Annotated in this window: 12 protein-coding genes; 1 reads left to right on the forward strand and 11 read right to left on the reverse strand. The window is 73.7% G+C overall.

Features of this window, described 5'->3' with window-relative positions; translation table 11 throughout:
• Positions 1–7: 7 nt before the first annotated feature.
• The 5 genes from HD601_RS07910 to HD601_RS07930 all read right to left on the reverse strand — a co-directional run bounded on the left by HD601_RS07910 (position 8) and on the right by HD601_RS07930 (position 13,967).
• Positions 8–1,168, reverse strand: coding sequence for a Fic family protein (locus HD601_RS07910; protein WP_184820800.1), 1,161 nt, complete (start codon positions 1,166–1,168; stop codon positions 8–10).
• An 80-nt stretch (positions 1,169–1,248) separates the two neighbouring features.
• The gene (locus tag HD601_RS35510) at positions 1,249–1,986 is read right to left on the reverse strand and encodes an alanyl-tRNA editing protein (RefSeq protein WP_184820802.1); all 738 of its coding nucleotides are present in this window, start codon (positions 1,984–1,986) and stop codon (positions 1,249–1,251) included.
• 28 nt (positions 1,987–2,014) lie between these two features.
• Entirely contained in the window at positions 2,015–3,481 is a 1,467-nt protein-coding gene (locus HD601_RS07920) for an NAD-dependent succinate-semialdehyde dehydrogenase (RefSeq protein ID WP_184820804.1), read from the reverse strand.
• On the reverse strand, positions 3,478–12,828 hold the full coding sequence (locus HD601_RS34660) for a carboxypeptidase regulatory-like domain-containing protein (protein WP_184820806.1): 9,351 nt from the start codon (positions 12,826–12,828) through the stop codon (positions 3,478–3,480). The genes HD601_RS07920 and HD601_RS34660 overlap by 4 nt, the downstream gene beginning before the upstream one ends.
• A gap of 152 nt (positions 12,829–12,980) precedes the next feature.
• Positions 12,981–13,967 (reverse strand): helix-turn-helix domain-containing protein, encoded by a 987-nt coding sequence (locus HD601_RS07930; RefSeq protein ID WP_184820808.1) that lies wholly within the window; start codon positions 13,965–13,967, stop codon positions 12,981–12,983.
• 53 nt (positions 13,968–14,020) lie between these two features.
• Here HD601_RS07930 and HD601_RS07935 point away from each other — a divergent pair, with 53 nt between their 5' ends.
• Positions 14,021–14,401, forward strand: coding sequence for a cupin domain-containing protein (locus tag HD601_RS07935; protein ID WP_184820810.1), 381 nt, complete (start codon positions 14,021–14,023; stop codon positions 14,399–14,401).
• On the opposite strand, the gene HD601_RS07940 is transcribed toward HD601_RS07935, so the two are convergent.
• From HD601_RS07940 to HD601_RS07965, 6 genes are all read right to left on the reverse strand, one after another.
• The gene (locus HD601_RS07940) at positions 14,398–15,045 is read right to left on the reverse strand and encodes a nitroreductase family protein (protein ID WP_184820812.1); all 648 of its coding nucleotides are present in this window, start codon (positions 15,043–15,045) and stop codon (positions 14,398–14,400) included. The two genes, HD601_RS07935 and HD601_RS07940, sit on opposite strands and share 4 nt — an antisense overlap.
• 183 nt (positions 15,046–15,228) lie before the next feature.
• Positions 15,229–15,936, reverse strand: coding sequence for a hypothetical protein (locus HD601_RS07945; protein WP_184820814.1), 708 nt, complete (start codon positions 15,934–15,936; stop codon positions 15,229–15,231).
• Positions 15,937–15,963: 27 nt separating this feature from the next.
• Positions 15,964–19,344, reverse strand: coding sequence for a TM0106 family RecB-like putative nuclease (locus HD601_RS07950; RefSeq protein ID WP_184820816.1), 3,381 nt, complete (start codon positions 19,342–19,344; stop codon positions 15,964–15,966).
• A 67-nt stretch (positions 19,345–19,411) separates the two neighbouring features.
• Positions 19,412–20,134, reverse strand: a complete 723-nt coding sequence (locus HD601_RS07955) for a sulfite exporter TauE/SafE family protein (protein WP_184820818.1) — start codon at positions 20,132–20,134, stop codon at positions 19,412–19,414.
• Between the two features lie 45 nt (positions 20,135–20,179).
• A complete protein-coding gene (locus HD601_RS07960; RefSeq protein WP_184820820.1) occupies positions 20,180–21,127 on the reverse strand; it encodes a DUF4862 family protein in 948 nt (315 codons plus the stop codon).
• 84 nt (positions 21,128–21,211) lie between these two features.
• Positions 21,212–22,261: a zinc-binding dehydrogenase gene (locus HD601_RS07965; protein WP_184820822.1), complete on the reverse strand. Its 1,050-nt coding sequence runs from the start codon at positions 22,259–22,261 to the stop codon at positions 21,212–21,214.
• Between the last annotated feature and the right edge of the window lie 4 nt (positions 22,262–22,265).

The raw sequence follows: 22,265 nt of genomic DNA on the forward strand, positions 1-22,265 counted from the left end.
GCCGCCCTCAGTCGGCCCCCGCGCCGTCGAGGACGTCGAGAATGCCGCTGGCGATGAACAACCGCGGCCGGGCATGGCCGGCGAGTTCGACGAGGACACCCGCCTTGACCAGCTTCTCGATGTTCAGTGCTGCGGTCCGGTGGGTCACCCCCAGCACCTCCTGGGCACGGCCGATGGTCAGGCCCGGCACTCGGAACACCTCGTCGACCAGCAGACCGAGCAGCCCGGACGAGCCCACGGTGGCGACGCGGGCGCGGTAGTCATCGCGAAGGGCCTGCAGCCGAGCGGCCCGGCGGACCGCGTCACGTGCTTGCTCCTCGACGATCTCGAGGAAGAAGGCGAACCACGTCGGCCAGTCACCTTGTGTCGACACCTTCAGCAGGCCGTCGTAGTAACGGTCCCGCCGTGGCTCGATGTACGCGGAGACATCCAGCACGGGGGCCGGCAGGATGCCCCACTCCACGAGCAGAAGGATCACGAGGAGTCGCCCGATGCGCCCGTTCCCGTCGAGGAACGGGTGGATCGCCTCGAACTGGTAGTGCACCGCCGCCAGGGTCAGCAGAGGCGGAAGTTCGTGATCCGCGTGCAGGTACTTCTCGAAGGCATCCAGAGCGGACCACATCTGTTCTGGTGGCGGCGGTACGTAGGCTGCGTCGGCGAGCAGCGAGCCGGACGCGCCGATCCAGTTCTGAGACCGCCGGAAGTCACCGGGTGTGGCTGTACTCGCACCGCGCACGCCGTCGAACAGCAGCGCGTGAGCCTCCTTGAGCAACGGCAGGCTCACCGGGAATCGTCGCCCGGGCGCGATGAGATGGTCGAGTGCGGCCAGGTAGTTGAAGACCTCGCGGGCGTCGTCGGAGGCCGCACCCGTAGGTCGTTCCACCTCGAACAGGACGAGGTCCGACAGTGAGGACCGGGTCCCTTCGATGCGGCTGGACAACACGGCCTCGCGGCGCATCATCGTCTGGGACAGCAATGCCGGGTTGGCGATGGTCCGAGCCATGCCGGCGAGTTCACCCAGAGCGCGGTCGGCGGAGGAGAGGCGGCGCGCCAGAGCGTGCGACAGTTCGACGGCAGGTGGCAGCGGCGGAGGAACGAACGCGTTGTAGCCGCTCTTCGCACGCACCACATGAGCCCGCTGCGCGGCGCTGAAGCCGTCGAGCCGCATCGATACCTTCTTATCACTCGCCCGAGCTAATGATACTTGTCGCTTGATAAGTATCATAGCCGGTTTTCGACTGAGCGCCCTCAGTCGGCGATGCGCAGGCGGATACGGCGGAAGCCGCGGCCCTTGTTCTCGACCTTGGCCACCTCGATGCGCCCGATCTGCTTCGTCGACGCGACATGGGTGCCGCCGTCGGCTTGCAGGTCCAACCCGACCACATCGACCAGGCGGATGTCCTCGAGGTCGGGCGGCAGCAGGTCGGTCGCCGTCTTGACGATGGGGCCGAGCGCGTAGGCCTCGGCGCGGGGCAGCACGCGGACCTGGATGGCGCGGTCGGCCGTCACCTCGGTGTTGAGCGCCGCGGTGAGGTCGTCCTTGAACCCGGCCGGCACCTCGGCGAGGTCGAAGTCGAGCCGGGCCACGCCCGGCTCCATGTTGCCGCCGGTCACCGGCACGCCGAAGTCGCGCGCCATGACGCCGCAGAGGACGTGCAGGCCCGAGTGGGTGCGCATGAGCAGGCTGCGCCGGTCGTCGTCGACGGCGCCGCGAACGACGGTGCCGGCCGGCGGCAGCGGGTCGTCGGGGTCGGGGACCAGCCAGAGGTCGTCGCGCGGGCGGACGCCGACGATGCGGGTCTGGACGCCGCCCCAGATCAGGACGCCCTGGTCCGGCGGCTGGCCGCCGCCGCCCGGGTAGAAGGCGGAGCGGTCCAGCACCAGACCGTCCTCGGGATCGCTGGCCACAACCGTGCAGTCCCACTCGCGCAGCGTCTGGTCGTCGAGCTCGAGCCGGTGGGTACGGCCGTGATGGTCATGTCGCACCTTCGCGACCGTACTCCCGGCCCCGACGCTACGGAAGGCTGATCGCCACGTACTTGGTCTCGAGGAACTCCTCGATGCCCTGCACGCCGCCCTCGCGGCCGAAGCCGCTGGCCTTGACGCCACCGAAGGGGGCGGCGGGGTTCGAGACGATGCCGGCGTTCAGGCCGACCATGCCCACCTCGAGAGCCTCGCTCACCCGAAGAGCCCGCTGCAGGTCGCGGGTGAAGACGTACGCGACCAGGCCGTACTCGGTGGCGTTGGCCCGCGCCACCGCCTCGTCGTCCGACGAGAAGGTGGTGACGGGCGCGACCGGGCCGAAGATCTCCTCGGTCAGCAGCCGGGCGTCGTCGGGGATCTGGGCGAGGACCGTGGGCTGGAAGAAGTAGCCGGTGTCGCCGACCCGGCCGCCGCCGGTGACGAGCTTCGCGCCGCGGTCGACGGCGTCGGCGAGCAGCTCCTCGACGGTGCCGCGCTGCTTCGCGCTGACCAGAGGACCGACGTCGACGCCGTCGTCGGTGCCGCGGCCGACCGTCAGCGCGCCCATGCGCTCGGCCAGCCGCGACGTGAACTCGTCCGCCACCGACTCGTGGACGTGGAAGCGGTTGGCCGCCGTGCACGCCTCGCCGACGTTGCGCATCTTGGCGAGCATGGCGCCGTCGACGGCGGCGTCGAGGTCGGCGTCCTCGAACACCAGGAACGGCGCGTTGCCGCCCAGCTCCATGCTGACCCGGAGCACCTGCTCGGCGGACTGCTCGATGAGCCGGCGCCCGACGCCGGTGGAGCCGGTGAAGGAGAGCTTGCGCAGCCGCGGGTCGCGGATGATCGGCTCGGAGACCTCGCCGCTGGCGGTGGTCGGGATGACGTTGAGGACGCCGTCGGGCAGGCCGGCCTCGCGCAGGATCTGCGCCAGCGCGAGCATCGAGAGCGGCGTCTCGTGTGCCGGCTTCACGACCATGGTGCAGCCGGCCGCGATGGCCGGGGCGATCTTGCGGGTGCCCATGGCCATGGGGAAGTTCCACGGCGTGATGAAGAAGCACGGCCCGACCGGCTGCTTCAGGGTGAGCAGGCGGCTGCCGCCGGCCGGCGCCACCGAGTAGCCGCCGCTGACGCGCACGGCCTCTTCGGAGAACCAGCGCAGGAACTCCGCGGCGTAGGTGACCTCGGCCTTGGACTCCTTGACCGCCTTGCCCATCTCGAGCGTCATCACCAGCGCGAGGTCGTCCGCGCGCTCCGTGACCAGCTCGAACGCCCGGCGCAGCAGCTCGCCGCGCTCGCGCGGCGGGGTGGCCGCCCACGAGGCCTGCGCCCCGGCCGCCGCCGCCAGCGCCGCCTGCCCGTCCTCGACGGTGGCGTCGGCGACGGTGGCCACGACCTCGCCCGTGGACGGGTCCTCGACGTCGAACCTCGCGCCGGAGGCGGCGGCCCGCCACTGGCCGCCGATCAGCAGGTCGGTCGGCACCCCGGAGACCACTGCACGCTCATTGTCCGCACTCATGGATCCATTCCTACCCCCGCGGGCCATGCCATGTCGCGACCCGTCCCGGGGATCGACACGGCGGGACCGGGGACGACGAGCTGCAGTCCGGACACGGAGACCTCGGCGCTCAGCGTGTAGGTGCCGCCGGCCAGCCCGGACAGCACGTGCAGGTAGCGCACGGCGGCCCAGCGCAGGTCGTGCTGGCCGACCTCGGTGCCGGTCGCGTCGCGGACGACGAGAACAGCGGTCTCGGCGGGCGCTCCCGGTGCGGACGGGCCCTCGAAGTCGAGCGTGACGGGGCGCACCCGGCCGGAGCCGGTGACGCTCCACTGCGGCTCCCATCGCTCGACGGCGACCGCTTCCGTCGCGGCCGACTCGCCCGCGGAGTTGGCGGCGACGGCGGTGAGCTCGTTCCCGCCGACGGCGACCGGTGCGGCGACGCTCCAGGTGCCGTCCGGCGCCGTCCGCGCGGTCGCCACCGCCGAGCCGCCGGCCAGCACCGTCACCGTCGACGGCCAGTCCGCCGTGCCGGTCGCCGCGACGGTGCCGCTCACGGTGACCGCGGGCGCCTCCAGCGTCGGAACCGACGGCGCCGTCAGAGAAGCGTCGCGGGCCCAGTCGACGGCGTTGAGCAACAGCCGCTCGCCCTCGCCGGTCCAGCCCAGCCCGGGACCGACCGCGCCGGTCACCGCGCTCGCGGACAGCACGACCTCGACGCTGCCGCCGGTGCGCCAGTCGTACCCGGCCGCGATCCCCGTCGCCGGCGAGGACAGCATCGCCAGTGGCCGGCCCACGTACGACGCCAGCGCGCTGTAGTAGCCGCCGTCGGTGATGAGGGTCGCCGGGTCCGGCAGACCCGCGAACAGCGAGTGCGACGGGTCGAAGCCGGTGATCGTCACCGGTCCGTCGCCGTAGCCCTGGGCCCCGACGGCGACCCGGTCGGTGTACGCCTCGAGCAGGCGGACGCCGCCCTGGTCCACGCCCCAGGTGCCGGTGAAGACCAGGCTCGCCTCGGCGGCGTCGGCCGCGGTGAGCACGCCCTCGAACGTCGCGCGGTCCGGCTCGCCGCCGTTGACCACGACCACCTCGTAGGCGTCCAGGCTCCCAGCCGCGACGGTCCAATCCAGCGGTGCGGCGGCGACCCCGGAGTCGCGCAGGAACGCCGTCACGGCTCCACCCACGTCGCCGAGCACACCGACGTCCAGCGGCTCCAGCGTCACGTCCAGCGTGGCCGTGGCGTCCGCCGTCACGACCACCGACGCCGTCGCCGGCAGGTGGCCGGCGGCGGTCACGGTGACGGCGTACGAGCCCTCGAGCAGGCCGTTCGCCACGTACGCGCCGGACGCATCGGCGGTCGCGGTCCAGCCGTCCGGCCCGGTGCCGGTGACGACGGCGCCGGCCACCGGCTCGCCGCCCGCCGACGTGACGGTGCCGGCCACGCTCCCTCGCGGCAGCGGCGTCAGCGCGACGTCCAGCGTCACCGTCCCCGAGGCCGGGACCTCGACGGTCCGCGTCGCCGGAGCGAACCCGAACGCCTCGACCCGGATCGTGTGCGCGCCGGCCGCCAGCCCCAGCACGTAGGCGCCGTCGGCCCCGGTGGTCGCCGACACCGCCGCCTCGACGGCCGTCACGGTGGCGCCGTCGAGCGGTGACCCGTCCGCCGTCACGACCCCCGCGACCTGCGCCTGCCGGGCCTCGGTCGCCCACGCGACGGCGTTGAGGTAGATCCGTGCCGCGTCGGACGTCCAGCGGTCGCCGGGCCGGCCGTACGAGCTGGCCGCCAGCCCGCCGAGCAGGATCTCGACGCTGGTCCCCGACGTGAACCGGTAGCCGATGCCGTCGCCGAGGCCCATCCCGTCCGTCCCGGACCGCAGGGTTCCCACCGTCGTGCCGCTGTAGCCGGAGTAGGTCAGGTACTGCTGGTTGCCGCCGGGGTTGACCAGCAGCGGGATCGGCTCGCCGACGGGGTGCCCGGCGAAGATCGGATGCTCGGCCGTGGGGACGACCTCGACCGTCTCGGGTACGAAGTCGTACTCGACGGCGGCCGGGTCGCCGCGCAGGGCCGACAGCGCGCCGACGGCGTACCCGCCCCACTGGCCGGCGTGGACGACGGAGACGCCCGCGGCCGCCGCGGCGTCGACGACCTGCCCGAACGCGGCCCGCTCCGAGGTCAGGATCGTGCCGTTGAACACGACCAGCCGGAAGTCGCCGACCCGTTCCGCGAGGCCGGCCAGCTGCGCCCCGCTGACCTGCTCGACGGCGTAGCCCTCGCCCTGCAGCAGCCCGGTGATCGACGACGACAGGTCCTTGACGACGGCAACCGGCAGCGACGCGCGCAGCCGGACGTCGGCGTCCACCGTCCCGCCGCCCGGCACGGCCACGGACCGCTCGAACGCCTGGAAGCCCGCGGCCGTCACGCGCAGCGTCCACCCGTCGGCCGGCACCGACCCGATCGAGAACGAGCCGTCCGCGCCCGTCGTCGTCGACAACGGCGTGCCGAGCAGCTCGACCCGCGCACCGCCGACCGCGGCGCCGTCGGGACCCGTGACCGTTCCCGCGACGGTGCCCATCGGCCGGGTCGCGAGCTGGATCGGCCGGGTGAGCACCTGGCCGGCGGCAACGGTGACCGGCACATCCGCCGTCACGTGCCCGAAGCTCTCCGCCCGCAGCGTCCACGTGCCGGGCGGCAGCGGGACGACGAAGCTGCCGTCGCCGGGCCGCGCCGGCACCGTCGCACCCGTCTCGGCGACGGTGACCGAGCCGGTCAGCGCCGTGCCGCCGGTGTCGGTGAGGGTGCCGCGGACCTCGGCGCCGACGCGGTCGGTGTCCAGCGCGTAGCCGAGCGCGTTGCGCAGCAACCGCTCCGCCTCCGGCGACCAGCTCAGCCCGGGCTGTGCGCCGTACGCCGGGTAGCCATAAGTGCTCACGGACAGCGTCCCGAGCAGCACGTCGACGGCGCGGGCGCCACGGTGCCGGACGCCGGCCAGGCCGCGCTCGGTACCGCCGTCCGAGCGCACCGTCGCCACCGTCGTGCCGCTGAACTCCTCGAACCAGGAGTACTCGGCGTCGTCCTCGACCAGCGGGAACGTCGCCGGCAGGCCGGCCAGCAGCGGGTGCTCCGGCTGGGCGGCGGACGCCGTGACGGCGCCGTCGTTGCGGGTCTCGCCGGCCACGCCGGGGTCGCCGCCGTAGTCGGACAGGTAGCGGAACGAGCCGCGGCCGAACTGGTCCAGCCAGATCGCCGGAACGCTGGCGCGGTTCAGCGCGTCGTCGAACGCGGCGTGGCCCGCGGCGCCGGGGTCGAACCCGGACGACGAGCCGAGGTTGGCGACGACGAGGTCGAGGTCGCCGACGGCGGCGGTGTCGGCCCAGGTCAGCGGCTGTGGCGTGTAGCCCCAGTGCTGCAGGTACCCGGCGAGGCGCCCCTGGTGGTCGTCCAGGACGCCGACCGTGGGCGAGGACCGCAGCTCGACGTCGGCGCCGGTCTCCGCGCCGATCGTGATCGACACCGGGACCCGGGTGCGCACGTGCCCGTCGGCGACCACCTCGAGCTCGTAGTCGCCCGGCTCGACCAGCCCGAGCGCATAGGTGCCGTCCTCGGCGGTCGTGGCGGTCAGCGGGGTGCCGAGCAGCGCGACCGTCGCGCCGGCGATCGGCTCGCCCAGGGCGGACGGCCCGCTGATCTCCGCCTCGCCGGTGATCCGGCCGCGGACGGTCCCGGTGTCGGCCGGGGTCAGCTCGGCGTCGAGCCTGGTGACGCCGTTGCGGGTGACGGTGACGCCGTGCTCGACGGTCTTGTAGCCGAACGCGCTGATCCGCAGCGTGTACTCGCCGGCCTCGAGCGGGACGACGTACGCGCCGGTCTCGTCGGCCGACACGGAGCGGCCGGTCTCGACGACCTCGACGTCGGCAGGCACGCGGACGCCGTCGGCGCCGGTGACCGTGCCCTCGACGCTGCCCAGCCCGGGCGCGGCGGCCCAGCGGACGGCGTTGAGGTAGAGCGCGCGGCCGTCGTCGGTCCAGTCCTCGGCCGGGTGCTGCAGCAGCGTCGCGGCCAGGCCCGAGAGCAGCAGGTGGACGCTGCCGGGCGTGCGTGCGGTGTAGGCCGCGCCGACGCCGCGGTCGCCACCCTCCTCGGTGACGGTGTGCGCCAGCGGGACGCCGGAGTAGCCGACGATCCCGGTGCTGTACCGGTCGGCGAGCAGGATCTCCGGCTGGCCGGACAAGCCGGCGAACAGCGGGTGGTCCGGCCGCGTCGGCGCCAGCGAGACGATGCCCTCGCCGCTGACCGGCGTCGTGCCGGCCGGGTCGCCGAGATACTTGCGTAGCAGCCGCACGCCACCGTCGGAGCTGAACCGGTCGTCCGGGAAGATGCCGCTGACCTGCGCGGCGTCCATCGCGTCGAGGAATCCTTCGAACGCGTCGGCACCCGGGTCCGGCGGGTCGTTGAAGACGATGACGTCGAACTCGCCGACGCGGGTGACGTCGGTGAACGCGATCGGCTCGGCGGCGATCTCCGCACCCGTCAGCAGGGCGACGATGCCGTCGCTCGCGTAGTCGCCGATGACTCCGACCCGCGGCGCCGGCTCCAGCTCGACGTCCGCGACGGCCTCCTGACCGGCGACGACGGTGACCGCTGCGGTCGCGGAGAAGTGGCCGCCGGCCGACACCCGCAACTCGTACGTCCCGCCGGGGACGTCGGCCAGCGCGTAGGCGCCGGTCGCGTCGGTCGTGGCGGTCAGCTCGGTCCCGGAGAGCGCGACCAGCGCGCCCGCGACCGGGGCGCCGTCGCGGCCGCTGGTGACGGTGCCGCTGACCGCGCCGAGGCCGGAGCTCGTGAGGGTCGCGTCGGCGGTGAGCTCACCGCCCGCGGTGACCGTGACGGCCTGTTCGACCGGCGTGCTGCCGGGCCGGGCGAACCGCAGCGTGTGGTCGCCGGGCTCGAGCAGCAGCCGGTAGCGGCCGTCGGCGCCGGTGGTGGCGCTCTGCGCACCCGCCTGGACGGTGGCTCCCGCGAGCGGCTGGCCGGTCTCGTCCACGACCGTGCCCGCGACCGCGCCGAACTCCGCGTCTGCCGCGTAGCGCACGGCGTTGTCGAGGACGGCGAACGCCGGCGCGAGCCAGTCGGTGTCCGGGACGCCCCAACTGGCGGCCGCCGCCAGCGAGCCGAGCAGCACGTGCGCGCTGCCGGTGCCGCGCGGCGCGTAGCCGATGCCGCTGCCCGCCGCGCCGGTCTCGTCGGTGTGCAGCTCGGCGACGGTGACGCCGGAGTAGCCCGTGAACGCCGACCAGGCCGAGCCCGGCGTCAGGATCTCGGTCCGTTCGCCCGGCGACAGGCCCGCGGTCAGCGGGTGCTCCGCGGTCGCGACCAGCGAGATCCGGCCGGCGCTGCCGAGGTCGCCGGGCGCGGCCTGCGGGTCGCCGGTGTAGTCGACGAGGTGGTTGATCGCACCCCAGCCCAGCGACCACTGGTCCAGCCAGACGACGCTGGTCCCGGCCGCGTCGGTGGCGGCGAGGAACGCGTCGAACGCCTCCTGGCCGGGCTCGGTGCCGTCGGCGCCGTTGGCCACGACGACCTCGAAGTCGCCCGGCCGCGCGGCGACGTCAGCGTAGTCGGTGGCCTGCGCGGCGTAGCCGAGGTCCTCGAGGACGGCCAGGATGCGGCCGCGGTCGTCACCGACGACGGCGACCTCGTACCGGGTGAGGGTCAGCTGGACGTCCGCCGTCTCGCCGGCGGTGACGGTGATCCGCTCACGCAGCGGGGCGTAGCCGGTCAGCTCCGCCTCGACGGTGTAGGTGCCGGCGGCGACGTCGCCGAAGCCGAAGCTGCCGCCGCCGTCCGTGGTGACGGGGTCGAGCGGGGTGCCGGCCAGGGTGACGGCGACGCCGTCGAGCGGATCGCCGGCCGCGTCGCGGACGGTGCCGGTGACGGCTCCGGTCTCGACGGCGGTCAGCTCGGCGTCGATCGTGACCGTGGCGCCGGCCGCCAGCTCGACCGTCTCGGTGTGCGTGCTGAGCCCGTAGTGCGCGACGGTGACTGTGTAGCTGCCAGGCGGCTCGGTGAGCTCGAACGCACCGGTGCCCGGGTCGGCCGTGGCCTCGGCACCGGTCTCCTCGATCCGGACGGTCGCGGCGACCGGTCCGCCGGGACCGGCGACGGTGCCGCGGATGGTGCCGGTCGGGTGGAACGCGAACACGTTGCCGCGGACGTCGGCACTGACCAGCAGCCCGTCGGCGTAGGCGGGCGAGGTCGTCACGTTGCCCTCGGCCGGCGCCTCCCACACCAGCTCGCCGGTCGCGGCGTCCAGCGCCCAGAGCCGGTAGTCCAGCTGCGAGCCGCCGACCACGAAGCCGTCGTCGGTGACCGCGACCGACGCGCTCACGGCGCCGGACACCGCGTACTGCCAGACCTGCTCTCCGGTCTCGCGGTCGTAGGCCACGACCAGCCCGAGGCCGTGCGACCCGGCGATGACGAGGTCGCCGTAGACGGCCGGCGTGCTGCCCTGGCCGTCGCCGTGGGTGCCGGCCTCCCAGCGCAGCGTGCCGGTGGCGGCGTCGACCGCGAGCAGGCTGCCGCCGCCGTCGCCGTCCGTCGTCGGGACGAACACGGTGCCGTCGACGATGCTCGCGCCGCCGATGAAGTAGTCGTCTTCACGGGTCAGGGTCCAGCGGACCTCTCCGCTGGCCGCGTCGAGCGCGATCAGCTCGCCGTCGTCGGCGTTCCCGACGATCGCCAGGCCCTCGCCGACCGAGGGGCCGGCGAAGACCGAGGTGCCGACGTCGGTGGCCCAGAGCTGCTCGCCGGTGGCCGCGTCCAGCGCGAACACGGTGTCCTCGCGGTCCTGCGTCGGGCCGGTCGCCGCGTAGACGACGCCGCCGACCACGCTGGGCGCGGTGTAGACGGTGAGCCGGTCCGGCGTCGGGACCGACCAGCGCTGGGCGCCGGTGGCCGCGTCGAGGGCGACCAGTCCGCCGTCGAGCCCGCCGCCGCTGACGACCAGGTCGCCGGCCACGGCCGGGGTGCCGCGCAGAACGTCGCCGGCCTGGAACGACCAGAGCCGCTCGCCGCTGCCGGCGTCGTAGGCGGCCAGCCGGCCGGCATCGGAGCCGAGGAACACCCGGCCGCCGGCGATGACCGGCGAGGCGAACGTCACCGGACTGTCCGCGTCCTGCGTCCAGCTCGGCTGCAGCGTGCCGGCGGCCAGAGCGTCGCCGCTCATGCCGCTGCGGGTGGCGTTGTTCTGGTACTGCGACCAGCCGGGGTCGGTGGGCTGGTCCAGGGCGTCGAGGGCGACGTCGAGCTGCTCGTCGCCGTCGAGCGTCAGGTCGAGGGTCGCCGGCTGGTGTCCGGCCGCACTGACCCGGACCTCGTACGTGCCGGCGGCGACGCCGTCGAACCCGAAGCGGCCCTCGTCGTCAGTGCTGACGGCGTCGAACGGGGTGCCGGCCAGGGTGACGCGGGCATGCGCGATGGGTCCGGCGGGCCCGGTGACGGTGCCGGTGAGGTCGTGCGTCGCGGCGGCGTCGAGTGCGAGGTCGATCGTGGTGGTCTCGCCGATCGCGACGGTGACGTCCTCGGTGGCGGTGACGTAGCCGTAGGCGGCGGCCGTGACGGTGTGGTCGCCGGCCGCGACGGGGACGGCGTAGGCGCCGGTGTCGTCGGTGGTCGCGGTGGCGGTGTCGCCGACGGCGATGGTGGCGCCCGCGACGGGGTCGCCGTCCGGGCCGGTGACGGTGCCGGAGACCGTGCCCGAGTAGGCCGCGCGGGTGACGGCGGCGTAGGCGTCGACGATGCCGGCGCCGTAGCTGTCGTTCGGCAGGTCGCCCATGTGCGGCTCGGTGCGAGCGGTGTCCTCCAGCAGGGCGCGGATGTCGTCGATGGTGAGGCCCGGGTTGGCCGAGAGCATCAGCGCGACGACGCCGGTGGCGTGCGGCGAGGCCATCGAGGTGCCGGAGATCGTGTGGTAACCGTCCTCGCCGTCGGGCAGGTCCCGCGGCCAGGTCGAGCGGATCTGGTGGCCGGGCGCGCTGACCTGCGGCTTGCGGATGCGCTCGCCGTCCCAGATCGCCGGGCCGCGGCTGGAGAAGCTCGCGACCACGTCGTTGACGTCCGTCGCGCCGATGCCGATCGCGTGCGGGAAGCTGCCCGGTGAGCCGACCGTGCCCGGCGCCGGGCCGTTGTTGCCGTTGGCGAAGATCGGCACGATGCCGGCGGCCTCCCAGGCGGCGACGTCGTCCCAGAACGTCGTCGCGCCGCCCGCGTCGGACCCCCACGAGTTGTTCACGACGTCGGGCGCGGCGGCCGGGTCGCCGCCGGGCGCGAGCATCCACTGGAAGCCGTCGTGGATGATCGACTCGGTGGTGCTGCCGGAGTCGCGGAAGATCTTCGCCGCGATCCACTGGACGCCGGGCGCGACGCCGGTCAGCTCCCCCGGCGCGCTGCCGACGATGCTGCCGGTGACGTGGGTGCCGTGGCCGTGACCGTCGCCAGGGGTCGGGTAGTTCTCGCCGGTCGGGGCGTACCAGCTGGTGGCGGGGTCGCCGGTGGTACCGCGCCAGGACGCGCTGAGCGCCGGGTGGCCGCCGTCGGCGCCGCCGTCCATGATGCCGACCACGACGCCCTCGCCGCGGACCCCGTACTCGCCCCACACCTGCGGCGCGTGGATCTTCTCCAGACTCCAGCTGGGCAGCAGCGGCACGCCGGGCGCGGGCTCGATCGGCTCCTCGAGGGTGATCTCCTCGTCCAGCCCGACGCTGGCGACGCCGGGATGGGCCTCGAGGGCGGCGAGCGTCTCGGCGTCGACGGTGGCGGCGACGCCGTTGAAGATCCAGTACGGGGTGACGGCGGTGGCGCCGCGGTCGGCGAGCAGGTCGAGCACCGCGGGCTGGGTGGCGTCGGCGGCCGCCTGGAGCTCGGTCATGACGGTCTCGGTGCGGGCGACCCGGGCGGCCTCGAGGGCGGCGGCGCTGCTGCTGCGGTGGCGGGCGCGTGCCGCGTCCGCGGCGGCGTCGGCCTGTGCGGCCACGGCGTCGAGGTCGGCCTGGTCGCGCAGCCGGATGATCACCGGGACGGTGCCGTCGTCCGCTACTGCGGTGCGGACGGCGTCCTCCACTCCGGTGGGTGCCGCGGTCTCCTGATCCGCCGGGGTCCCGGTGCCGGAGCCGAACTCGGACGGGTCGACGGGCAGTCCTGCGGTCAGGTCGGCGGGAACGGCCTCGCTTTCGGCCGCCGCCTTCGCCGTCGTGACTGCGGCCCGCACCGGGAGTGAGCCGGACGCCGTCGCCGCCGGTGGCACCAGGCCGAGAGCCAGCAGCGGCACCAGGAGCAGCGCGAGCGTGCGTGGGAGCAGCGTGCGTACAGGCATGGTGACCGCCCTTCACCACCGAGTCAGCGCCGTCACCCGACTGCGGAATCGGGGCGAAACGGCGCAGGATGGTGCGCAACGGTATAGACCAGTCATGGACGGTGTAAAGACTGACTCGCGAAGATCACGTGACCGGTTGCTGCCAATGGCGGCTACCCGACAGCGTGAGCCGCCCGGTACGCCGTCGGCGCGAGCCCGGTCTGCCGGCGGAAGTGCTGGCGCAGGTTGGCGGCGGTCCCGAACCCGGCGGCCCGCGCGATCTCGGCGACGTCCATGGCCGTGGTCTCGAGCAGCGTGCGGGCGTGGTCGATGCGCTCGTGGTGCAGCCAGCGCAGCGGGGTCGTGCCGGTCTCGGCGAGGAAGCGGCGGTGGAACGTGCTGGGGCTCATCGCCGCGCGGCCGGCCAGGTCGGCGACGGTGTGTGGGTGGTCCAGGTGGGTGGCGGCCCAGTCGAGGACGCCGGCGAGCGTGGCCTCGTCGGGCCGCGGGACCGGGCGCTCGATGAACTGCTGCTGGCCGCCCTCGCGGTGGGCGGGGAAGACCAGCCGCCGGCTGACGGCGCCGGCGACGGCCGCGCCGTGGTCGGACCGGATGATGTGCAGGCACAGGTCCATGGCCGCCGCACTGCCGGCCGCCGTCAGCACCTGGCCGTCGTCGACGAACAGCACGTTCGGCCGCAGGTCGACCTTCGGGAAGCGGCGGCGGAACCGGTCGGCCCAGCGCCAGTGCGTGGTGACCGTATGCCCGTCGAGCACGCCGGCCTCGGCCAGGGTGAACGCGCCGGTGCAGAAGCTGACCATGCGCGCGCCGTCGTCGTGGGCGGCGCGAAGGGCTTCGAGGGTGTCGGCGCCGAAGCCCGCCTCCGGGTCCGGCCGGTTCGGCGCGATCACGGTGTCCGCCGTCGCGACGTCGTCGAGCGTGCCGGGGCAGCGCATGGTGAACAGCCCCTCGCGCACGTCGAGGTCGTCGCCCGCGGAGCAGACGACGAGGTCGTACCAGTCGACGTCGAGCTCCGGCCGGCTGATGCCGAACAGTTCCATGCCGATCGCCATCTCGAGCGGGTTCGACCCCGGCCCGGCGACCAGCGCGACCCGGTGCCGTCCTGGCCGTCGTCGTGACTGCGAGGATCCTTGCGACATATGCCATTCCTAGCACTCACGGTGCGGCTGTGTCGTGGCGGAGGCTGGGTGGCATGACCTCTTCCGCCCCGATCAACCTCGACGCCGCACTCGCCTCGTTCGAGGATCTGTGGAGCCCGCGCATCGTCACGCGGATCAACGACTACGACGTCCGGATCGCCAAGGTCCAGGGCGAGTTCGTCTGGCATACGCACGACGACACCGACGAGTTCTTCCTGGTGCTGGACGGCGAGCTGACGATCTCGCTGCCGGACTCCTCGGTGGCGCTGCGGCGTGGTGACGTCTTCGTCGTCCCGCGCGGCACGCAGCACCGCCCGTCGTCCGCCGAGGGCGCGTCCATCCTCATGTTCGAGCCGACCGGCACCGTCAACACCGGCGACCACGACGGTGACACGCCCGCGCACATCGCCAGCACCACCGGCCAGGCGCTCTAGGGGACCAGTGGGGTGCCCCAGCGGTCGAGGTAGCTGAGGTCCTCGACCGGCTGGCGGGTGCCCGGCTTGAAGTCCTGGGTGGTCGTGTAGGCGATCGGCAGCAGGCCCACCTGAGTGACGTCGTCGGGGATGCCGAGGATGCGCGCCGCCTCGGCCTCCTTGACCAGGTGGTACGACGTCAGCGTGGAGCCGAGCCCGCGCGAGCGCAGCGCCAGCTGGAAGCTCCACACGGCCGGGAAGATGCCGCCGTAGAACACGGAGTCGGCGGCGTTGGTGCCGTGCGGCCGGCCCTGCACGCACGGGATGACGAACACCGGCACCCGCTCGATGATGTCGACGAGGTACTGGCCGGACTCGAGGATCCGCTTCATCGGCTGCCGCTCGGCCGCCTCGCCCGCGGCCTCGCGCCGGTGCTGCATGTACGCCGTGCCGACCTCGCGGAAGATCGCGCCGAGCTGGTTGCGTAGCTCTTGGTCGCGGACCACCAGCCACCGCCAGCTCTGCGCGGCGCCCGGCGTCGGTGCCTGGACCGCGAGGCGCAGGCACTCGGTGATGACCTCGGGCTCCACCTCGCGCTCGAGGTCGAGCTTCCGCCGGACCGCGCGCGTCGTGCTGAGCAAGTGGTCGGTGACGGCGGTGTCCATGCGCGTCAGAGTACTGATCGTCCGAAGCCGGGGGGACATGGGTCTGCGACCCCGGGATCCCGGTTGATCATGGAGAAGAGCGGGTTTCCAGGGCCGTGGAAGCCGCACTTCTCCATGGTCGACAACAGATACGTCGGCCTGACGGTAGGAAGGGCACGTCGATCCGTCAGACACTCCCCAGCGCTACGGGGTCCAGTCCGGCGCGTCGACGGACCCGGTCTCACTGACGAAGAGCACGTGGACGCCCGCGGCGGCGCGTCCGGTCCGGGTGCGCTCGGCGAGGCCGCGGTAGCGCAGCAGGTCCGGCAGCACGATGAGGGACTCGTGCCCGGGCTGGGAGTCGAGGAGCATGACCGCCCGCAGCAGTGCCTGGGAGAACCAGTGCGCCGCCCGCGAGGCCGGATAGGTCTTCGTGATCCCGGCGGCCCGCCGCACGCCGGCGTCGTCCGCCGAGGGCCAGCCCTTCACCTCGGCGCCGAGCCGGCGATCGCCCTTGCGAGCGGCCACGTCGACACCGCGCTCGCGCGAGGCGGTGTCGGCTGTGGAGACCACCTGCCAGCCGTGGTCGTGCAGGAACGCCGCGAACATCGACCGCACCTCGCCGTCCCACGGCCAGCCCTGACCGGCGGCCGGGTCGAGCGGCGACGCTCCGCCTGCCTCGGAACCGAGGATCTCGAAGCCCAGCGCCCGCAGGTGCCGCCGGGCGACCGCACTGGAGAACTGGCCGAGCGGCAGGCCGGTGACCAGGTGGTACACCTGCTTGACGGGGAAGACGACGTCGCCGACGCGGACGCCGTACTTCTGCACACGGCCGGGCTGCACACCGTTGAGCACACGCACGATGTCCTCGCGGTCCAGGTCGACCTCGACTCCTCTGACGACGAACCGCATGGGCCGAGGATGCCGGGAGCCTCGGACTCAACCCGCGGCGACGCGACCCGTCGCGTACTCGACCAGGCGGCACAGCGTGTTGACGCCCTGGACCTGGTCGAGACTGCGCACCGGCGCACTCAGCAGGGCCGGGCTGCCGACCAGGACGGCCAGCGACCGGGCCCGCGAGACCGCGACGTTGAGACGGTTGCGGTTGGCGACGAAGTCGACGCCGCGGGGAGCGTCGGCGGCGGACGACGTGGTGAGGGAGACGATGACGACCGGCGCCTCCTGCCCCTGGAACTTGTCGACGGTGCCGACGCGCGCCCGGCCGTCGAGCACGCCGAGCAGCTGGCCGACCTGCGCGTTGTAGGGCGCGACCACCAGGATGTCGGCCGGCCCGAGCACGCGCGCGGACCCGTCGGCCGCCGTCCAGGTGCGGCCGGTGAGCGAGGCCACCAGGTCGGATACCACCGCCACCTCGGCGTCGCTGCGGACCGAGCAGCCGGCGTGAGCAACCGGCACCCACCGCACGCCCGCGCCCGCCAGCTCGTCGGAGCCGCCGACCCGCTGGTTCTCCATGCCGGAGCGCGGCACCAGCAGGGAGTCGTAGGACAGCTCGGACACCGGCGCGCACACGTCGGGGTGCATGCGCCAGGTGGTGTCGAGGAACAGGCCGCGTTCGGGCGGGACGGTGTCGTGCTCGCCCAGCACGTGGTCGAGTGCGGAGAGGCCGGCGCCGTCGGGGTGGATGCCCTTGGCCGGCTGCGGCAGCTGGCGGGGGTCGCCGAGCAGGATGACGGACTGGGCGGCGGCCCCGGCGGCGACGGTGTTGGCCAGCGAGAACTGCCCGGCCTCGTCGACCACCAGGACGTCGACGTGGATGTCGGGGCGGGCGAACAGCCAGCCGGTGCCGGCGACCAGGTTGACGGCGCCGGTCGCGATGGCCGCCTCGACCTGGTCGTTCGAGTTCGTCACCAGCACCGACGGGTGTCGGCTGCCGTTGCCGTCGTCGGCCTTCTGGACGGCCCGCACGACACCGCCGCCGACACCGACGGCGTCGGCGGCCATGACCGCGTCGAGCAGGTTGGTGATGACCCGGTGACTGAGCGCCGTGATGCCGACGGTCTTGCCCGCGCGCAGCAGCTCGATGACGGCGTGCGAGCCGGAGTACGTCTTGCCCGCGCCCGGCGGACCCTGGACCGGCAGCGCGCCGTCGAGCGCCGGCGCCACCCGTCGCAGCGCGTCGGAACCGGACTCGCCGTCCAGCCGCAGCCGGACCCCGTCCCCCAGCCGCGGCGACGCGCCGGACAGCAGGTCGCGGACGCCGCGGAACGGGCCGTCGGCGTCGAACCCGTGGTCGGCGATCCAGGAGCCGACCCGGCAGATGGCCGTCTCTTGCACCTTGGACGGGATGGGGCCGACCTTCAGGACGCCGTCGGGATGCGGGTGCTCGTTGGCCAGCGACCGCTTGAGGTCGACGTGCCCGCGCTCGAGGTCGAGCCCGACGACGATGCTGCTCCGGCCCTCCTGCTCGGCGTGGTCGACCCGCTCGCCGACGCGGATGCGGCAGTCCTGGACCGGCATGGAGTAACGCCAAACCCCGGACCTCAGCTCGGTGCGCAGCAACTGCGGATCGGACAGACCGCCGAGCGGCGACACGTCGTCGACCAGCTCGGCGGAACTGAGCCAGCGCAGCCTGAAGTACTCCCACCACTCCGCCCGCGCCTCGCGCCGATGCCATTCGAGCAGCCCCGCCAACAGGGCGCGGGCCCGCTGATCGGGCGTGCGGGAATCGGGGTCGGCCGGGACGCCGGCGAGCAACCGCTCTTCGAGCGCGACCAGGTCGGGATCGCGCTCCTTCAGGTAGTCGTCCTGCCCGTCGCCGAGGGCCGGCCGCGGGACGGCATGCCCGGCCTCGACCGCCTCGGCCCGCCGGTCCTCGAGCCAGTCGCGCAGCTGCCGAGTGCTGATGCAGTCGTCGCGGTTGTAGGCCTCGATGTCGTCGAGGATCTGCTGGTCGTGGTCGGCCAGCCAGCGCTCGTACTCGACGATGCTGGACCCGGCGTCCTTGACGGCGGCGCCGGCCCGGCCGTCGGGCGAGTAGAAACGCTCCAGAGCCTTGATGGAGTACGACTCGGTCCCGACCAGCAGCCCCTGCTTGACCACGGCGTAGAGGTCGACCAGCCGCTCGCCCCGCAGCAGCGCGTCGACCTCGTCGACCCGGGTGCCGTAGCGCTGCGACAGCCCCTTCAACCGGCTCGGCTCGTACGGCGCGTAATGGTAGACGTGCATGCCGGGACGGGCCTGCCAGGCGGCCATGAGGTGGTCGACGACGTGCTCGAACGCTCGCCGCTCGGCCTGCGGGTCGTGCGCCCACCAGGACACGAAGCCGTCGTGCACATCGGACACGCCCCACAGGTACTCGAGGCCGTGGTCGCCGAAGAACGGGTCGCCCTCGAGGTCGAGGAAGAGGTCGCCGTCGTCGGGGGCGGGCAGCAGGGCCAGGCCGCGGCGCGCCTCGATGGGGGTGACCAGCTCGTACGGCGGCAGCTGCTGCGAGCGTGCGCCGACCTGCAGCCGGGCCTGCGTGGCGAGCTTGCGCCTGCTGGACCCGCCCACCCGCGTGACGGTGTCGAGTTCAGCCGGCGTGGCGGCGGCCAGCTGGTCGACGGTGGTGATGCCGGCGGCCCGGAGGGAGTCGCGCTGGTCGCGGCGCAGGAACGGCACCAGCACGAGGTCGTCGTCGGTGTGCCACTGCTCGGCGCACTGGTCCTTCCATGGGCAGATGGCGCAGTGGCTGACGCGCAGCGGATAGGTCGGCAGCGGGTCAGCGAGCCACTGCCCGTACTGCCGCATGGCGTGGCGCGCGTAGGCGGCGACGTCGACGTACGGGACGGCGACCTGCTGGCGGTCGCCCAGGATGACGGTGAGGGTCTGCGGAGGAACGCCCTGCAGCTGCTCGAGACGCTGGGCGTAGACGGCCATCTGCAGCAGCGCCGCCGCCTTGACGTGCCGGGCCAGCTTGGTGTCGGCGATGTCGTAGGACCACGGCCCGAGCTCGGAGGAACGGTCGTCGTTGCGGATGAGGAAGTCGGCGTGCCCGCGCCAGCGCCCGTCGAAGAAGGTGGCCTGGAAGATGCGGTCGGCGCCGTCCTTCATGGCGGCCAGGGTGCGGTCCTCGGCGTCGGCGGGGCCGGTGCCGCGCGGGATCTCGACGACGCGGTGCGCCGCGGACATCTCGGCCAGGATGGCGGCCTCGTGCTCGTCGCCGCGGCGGCGGACGACGTCGGCGCCGGGATCGTCGGCCCGCGGCCGCGCGCGCCGTCCTTCCGCCACCTCGCGGTTGAGCGTGGTGAGGTGCGGGCACTCGAGGTGGCCGACCAGGTCGGTCGGGCTGAGGACCAGCCCGCCGTCGGTGACGTACATGCCGCACCTCCTTCTTCTCGTCGGGTCCAAGCCTGCCGCATGCCTCCGACAGAATCGGTACGGCGCGTCAGCCGGCGAGTGAACGAACGATCAGTGTGATCGCCGACAGCGCGCACACCACCATGACCGCCAGCCGCAGCCGTCCGCCGTCGGCGACCCTCCGCAGCGAGGACGCCGCCGCGAACCCGGCCGCGAGCAGCGGCGAGAGCGAGAGAGCCGCCGTCGTCTGCGTCATCGTCAGCTCGCCGAACAGCCGCAACGAGGCGAGCGAGAACCCCGCGCCGATGAGGAAGTACACCGCGAGCGTCGAGCGCACCTTCGGACCCAGCTCGCTCTGGTAGACCAGCGCCAGCGGCGGCCCGCCGATCGACGTCGCCGTCCCCGAGATGCCCGACACCGTGCCGGCCGCGACCAGCACGCCGCGCGTCATCGGCAGCCGGATCGTCCGGACCGTGAGGACCACCGCGACCAGGATCACCAGTCCGACGATCACGCTCAGCACGCGCTGCGAGATCACCGAGACGATCCACGCGCCGAGCACGGTGGCCGGGAACCGCCCGAGGAACGCCCAGCGCAGCCCCCACCAGTCGATGTGCGACCACTCGCGGGCCAGCGTGAACACCGGCAGCAGCATGGACAGCCAGAGCAGCGTCCCCGGCATCAGCTCCGGCGCCAGCAGCGCGGCCACGGGCGCAGCGAGCAGGCCCAGCCCGAGTCCGATCGCGCCCTGCACGGCGGCGCCCAGGAACACGGCGACCGCGAGCACGAGCATGACGTCAACCGGCGGCATCGTCGGCCCCGTGCCGCCGGGTGCGTGACGTCATCGGCGACGGCGTCAGCTGCGGCTCTGTGCGCGCTCGACCGCGTCGGCGACGATCGCTACGTTGGCCGCCACCAGGTCCAGGCACTCGGCCGGCGTGGCCGTGCTGGGCGAGGAGACCTTGACGCCGGCGAACCGCGGCGAGGCGGCCGCGTCGACGCAGGCCCGTACCTCGTCGGCGGTGAGCAGGCTGGTGGCGGCCTCGGCGGCGACCGGGGCGCCGGACCAGTCGCGGATCGGCAGGTGCAGGTCGGCCCAGGCCGGCCCGTCGAGCGTGTCGGCGTCGGACACCCCGGAGAACACGAGCGCGCCGAGCCGGCCCTGCGCCAGCACGGCGGCGAGGTGCTCGCGGGCGCCGGCGACGCGGCGGGTCTCGATGACCGAGCGGCCCCAGTTCACCGAGAAGCCGATGCCGCGCTCGGCCGCGACGGCGAGCTCGTCGTCGAGCGTCAGGAAGCCCTTGGCCGGCTCGTGCTCGTCGCTGTGCGCGTCGGAGTGCTCGATCAGCAGCTCGGTGCCGCCCCAGTCCCAGGCCAGGACCTCGTCGAGCGAGGCCCGGAACGCGTCGGCGGACGTGTACGGGTGCCGCGGCGCGGAGTGCACCTCGACGGCGGCGAACGTGCCGCCCGGGCCCTCGTTGACGGCGGTGACGAACTCGAAGGCACGGCGCAGCTGCTCCACGGCCTGCTTCCGGCCGCCGTCGTCGGACGAGGCGAGGCCCTGAGTGGGCGATCCGGCCAGCGCCATGATCGTCGCCGGGATCATCGTCAGCACGTGCTCACTGCCGGCGGCGGTCGCGTGCAGGTAGGCCGGATCGTTCCACGTGGAACCTTCTCCTTGGAACGGCACCTCCAGCCCGTCGACCGCCGGCAGCGCCAGCACGTCGTCCACGTAGGTCCGGAACTGCGTGCCGGGCTCGAGGCCCCGGGGTGCCGCCGCATACGCACCGACGATGAAGGGCATGCCGAACTCCTCGCTGGCTGGTGGACTGGCCGCGCTCAGCGTAGGTCGCCCCGACATGGAACGGTATGCCGGGTCGGCAGCGGGTCACGTGAGGTCGATCACGACCTTGCCGATGTGCTCGTCGCGCTCGATGATCCGGTGGCCGTCGCCGGTGCGTTCCATGGGAACCGTCGCGTGGACGAGCGGGCGGATGCCGGTGCGTTCCATGAGGCCGACGACGTCGACGAAGTCGTTCCAGCCGCCGAACGGCGCGCCCAGGATCTGCCGGTGCGCCTGGTAGAGCTCGCGGATGCTGATGTCGGGCCGATCGCCGCCCGTCGCCCCGCAGATCACCAGGCGTCCACCCATCGCCAGGGCGCGGATGGAGTCGCGCCACGTCGGCGCGCCGACGGCGTCGGCCACCAGGTCGACCCCCTGGCCCGCCGTCCGCTCGCGCACCTGCGCCGACCAGCCCGGCGCGCTGCTGTCGACCACGTGGTGGACGTACGGGAGCTCGCTCAGCCGCCGCGCCTTGTCCGGGCTCCGGGTGGCGGCCCACACCTCGGCTCCGGCCCGTGCCGCGAGCTGCATGGCGGCGGTGGCGACGCCGCCGCTGGCGCCCACCACGAGGACCCGTTCCCCCAGCCGCAGGCGACCGGTCGTCATGAGCATGGTCCAGGCGGTGGTGAACGTGGTGGGGACCGCGGCCGCCTCGATCGACGACATGCCCGGCGGCACCCGGAGCAGGCTCGCGGGATCCAGGGCCACGAGCTCGCGCTGCACGCCCCACGCGTCCTCGCCGAGGATCGCGTAGGCCGGGCACCTGCTGGTCTCGCCGCGGCGGCAGTAGCGGCAGTGCCCGCACGACAACCCGCAGAACACCATGACGTGGTCGCCCGGCACCAGGTCGGTGCGGGCCACCGGGCCGACGTCGACCACGGTGCCGGCACCCTCGGCCCCCATGACGTGCGGAAGCGCCCGTGGCTGGCGCACACCCGGGCCGGTGAGCCCCTGCCGGACGAACACGTCGAGCCGGTTCAGCCCGGACGCCGCCATGCGGACGACCACCTGGCCGGGCCCGGGCTCGGGGTCGGCGAGGTCGCGGACGGTGAGCACCTCGGGCCCGCCGTAACGGTCGATGACGACAGCACGCATGCGG

Origin of the sequence: Jiangella mangrovi (assembly GCF_014204975.1) — a bacterium.
Lineage (GTDB): Bacteria > Actinomycetota > Actinomycetes > Jiangellales > Jiangellaceae > Jiangella > Jiangella mangrovi.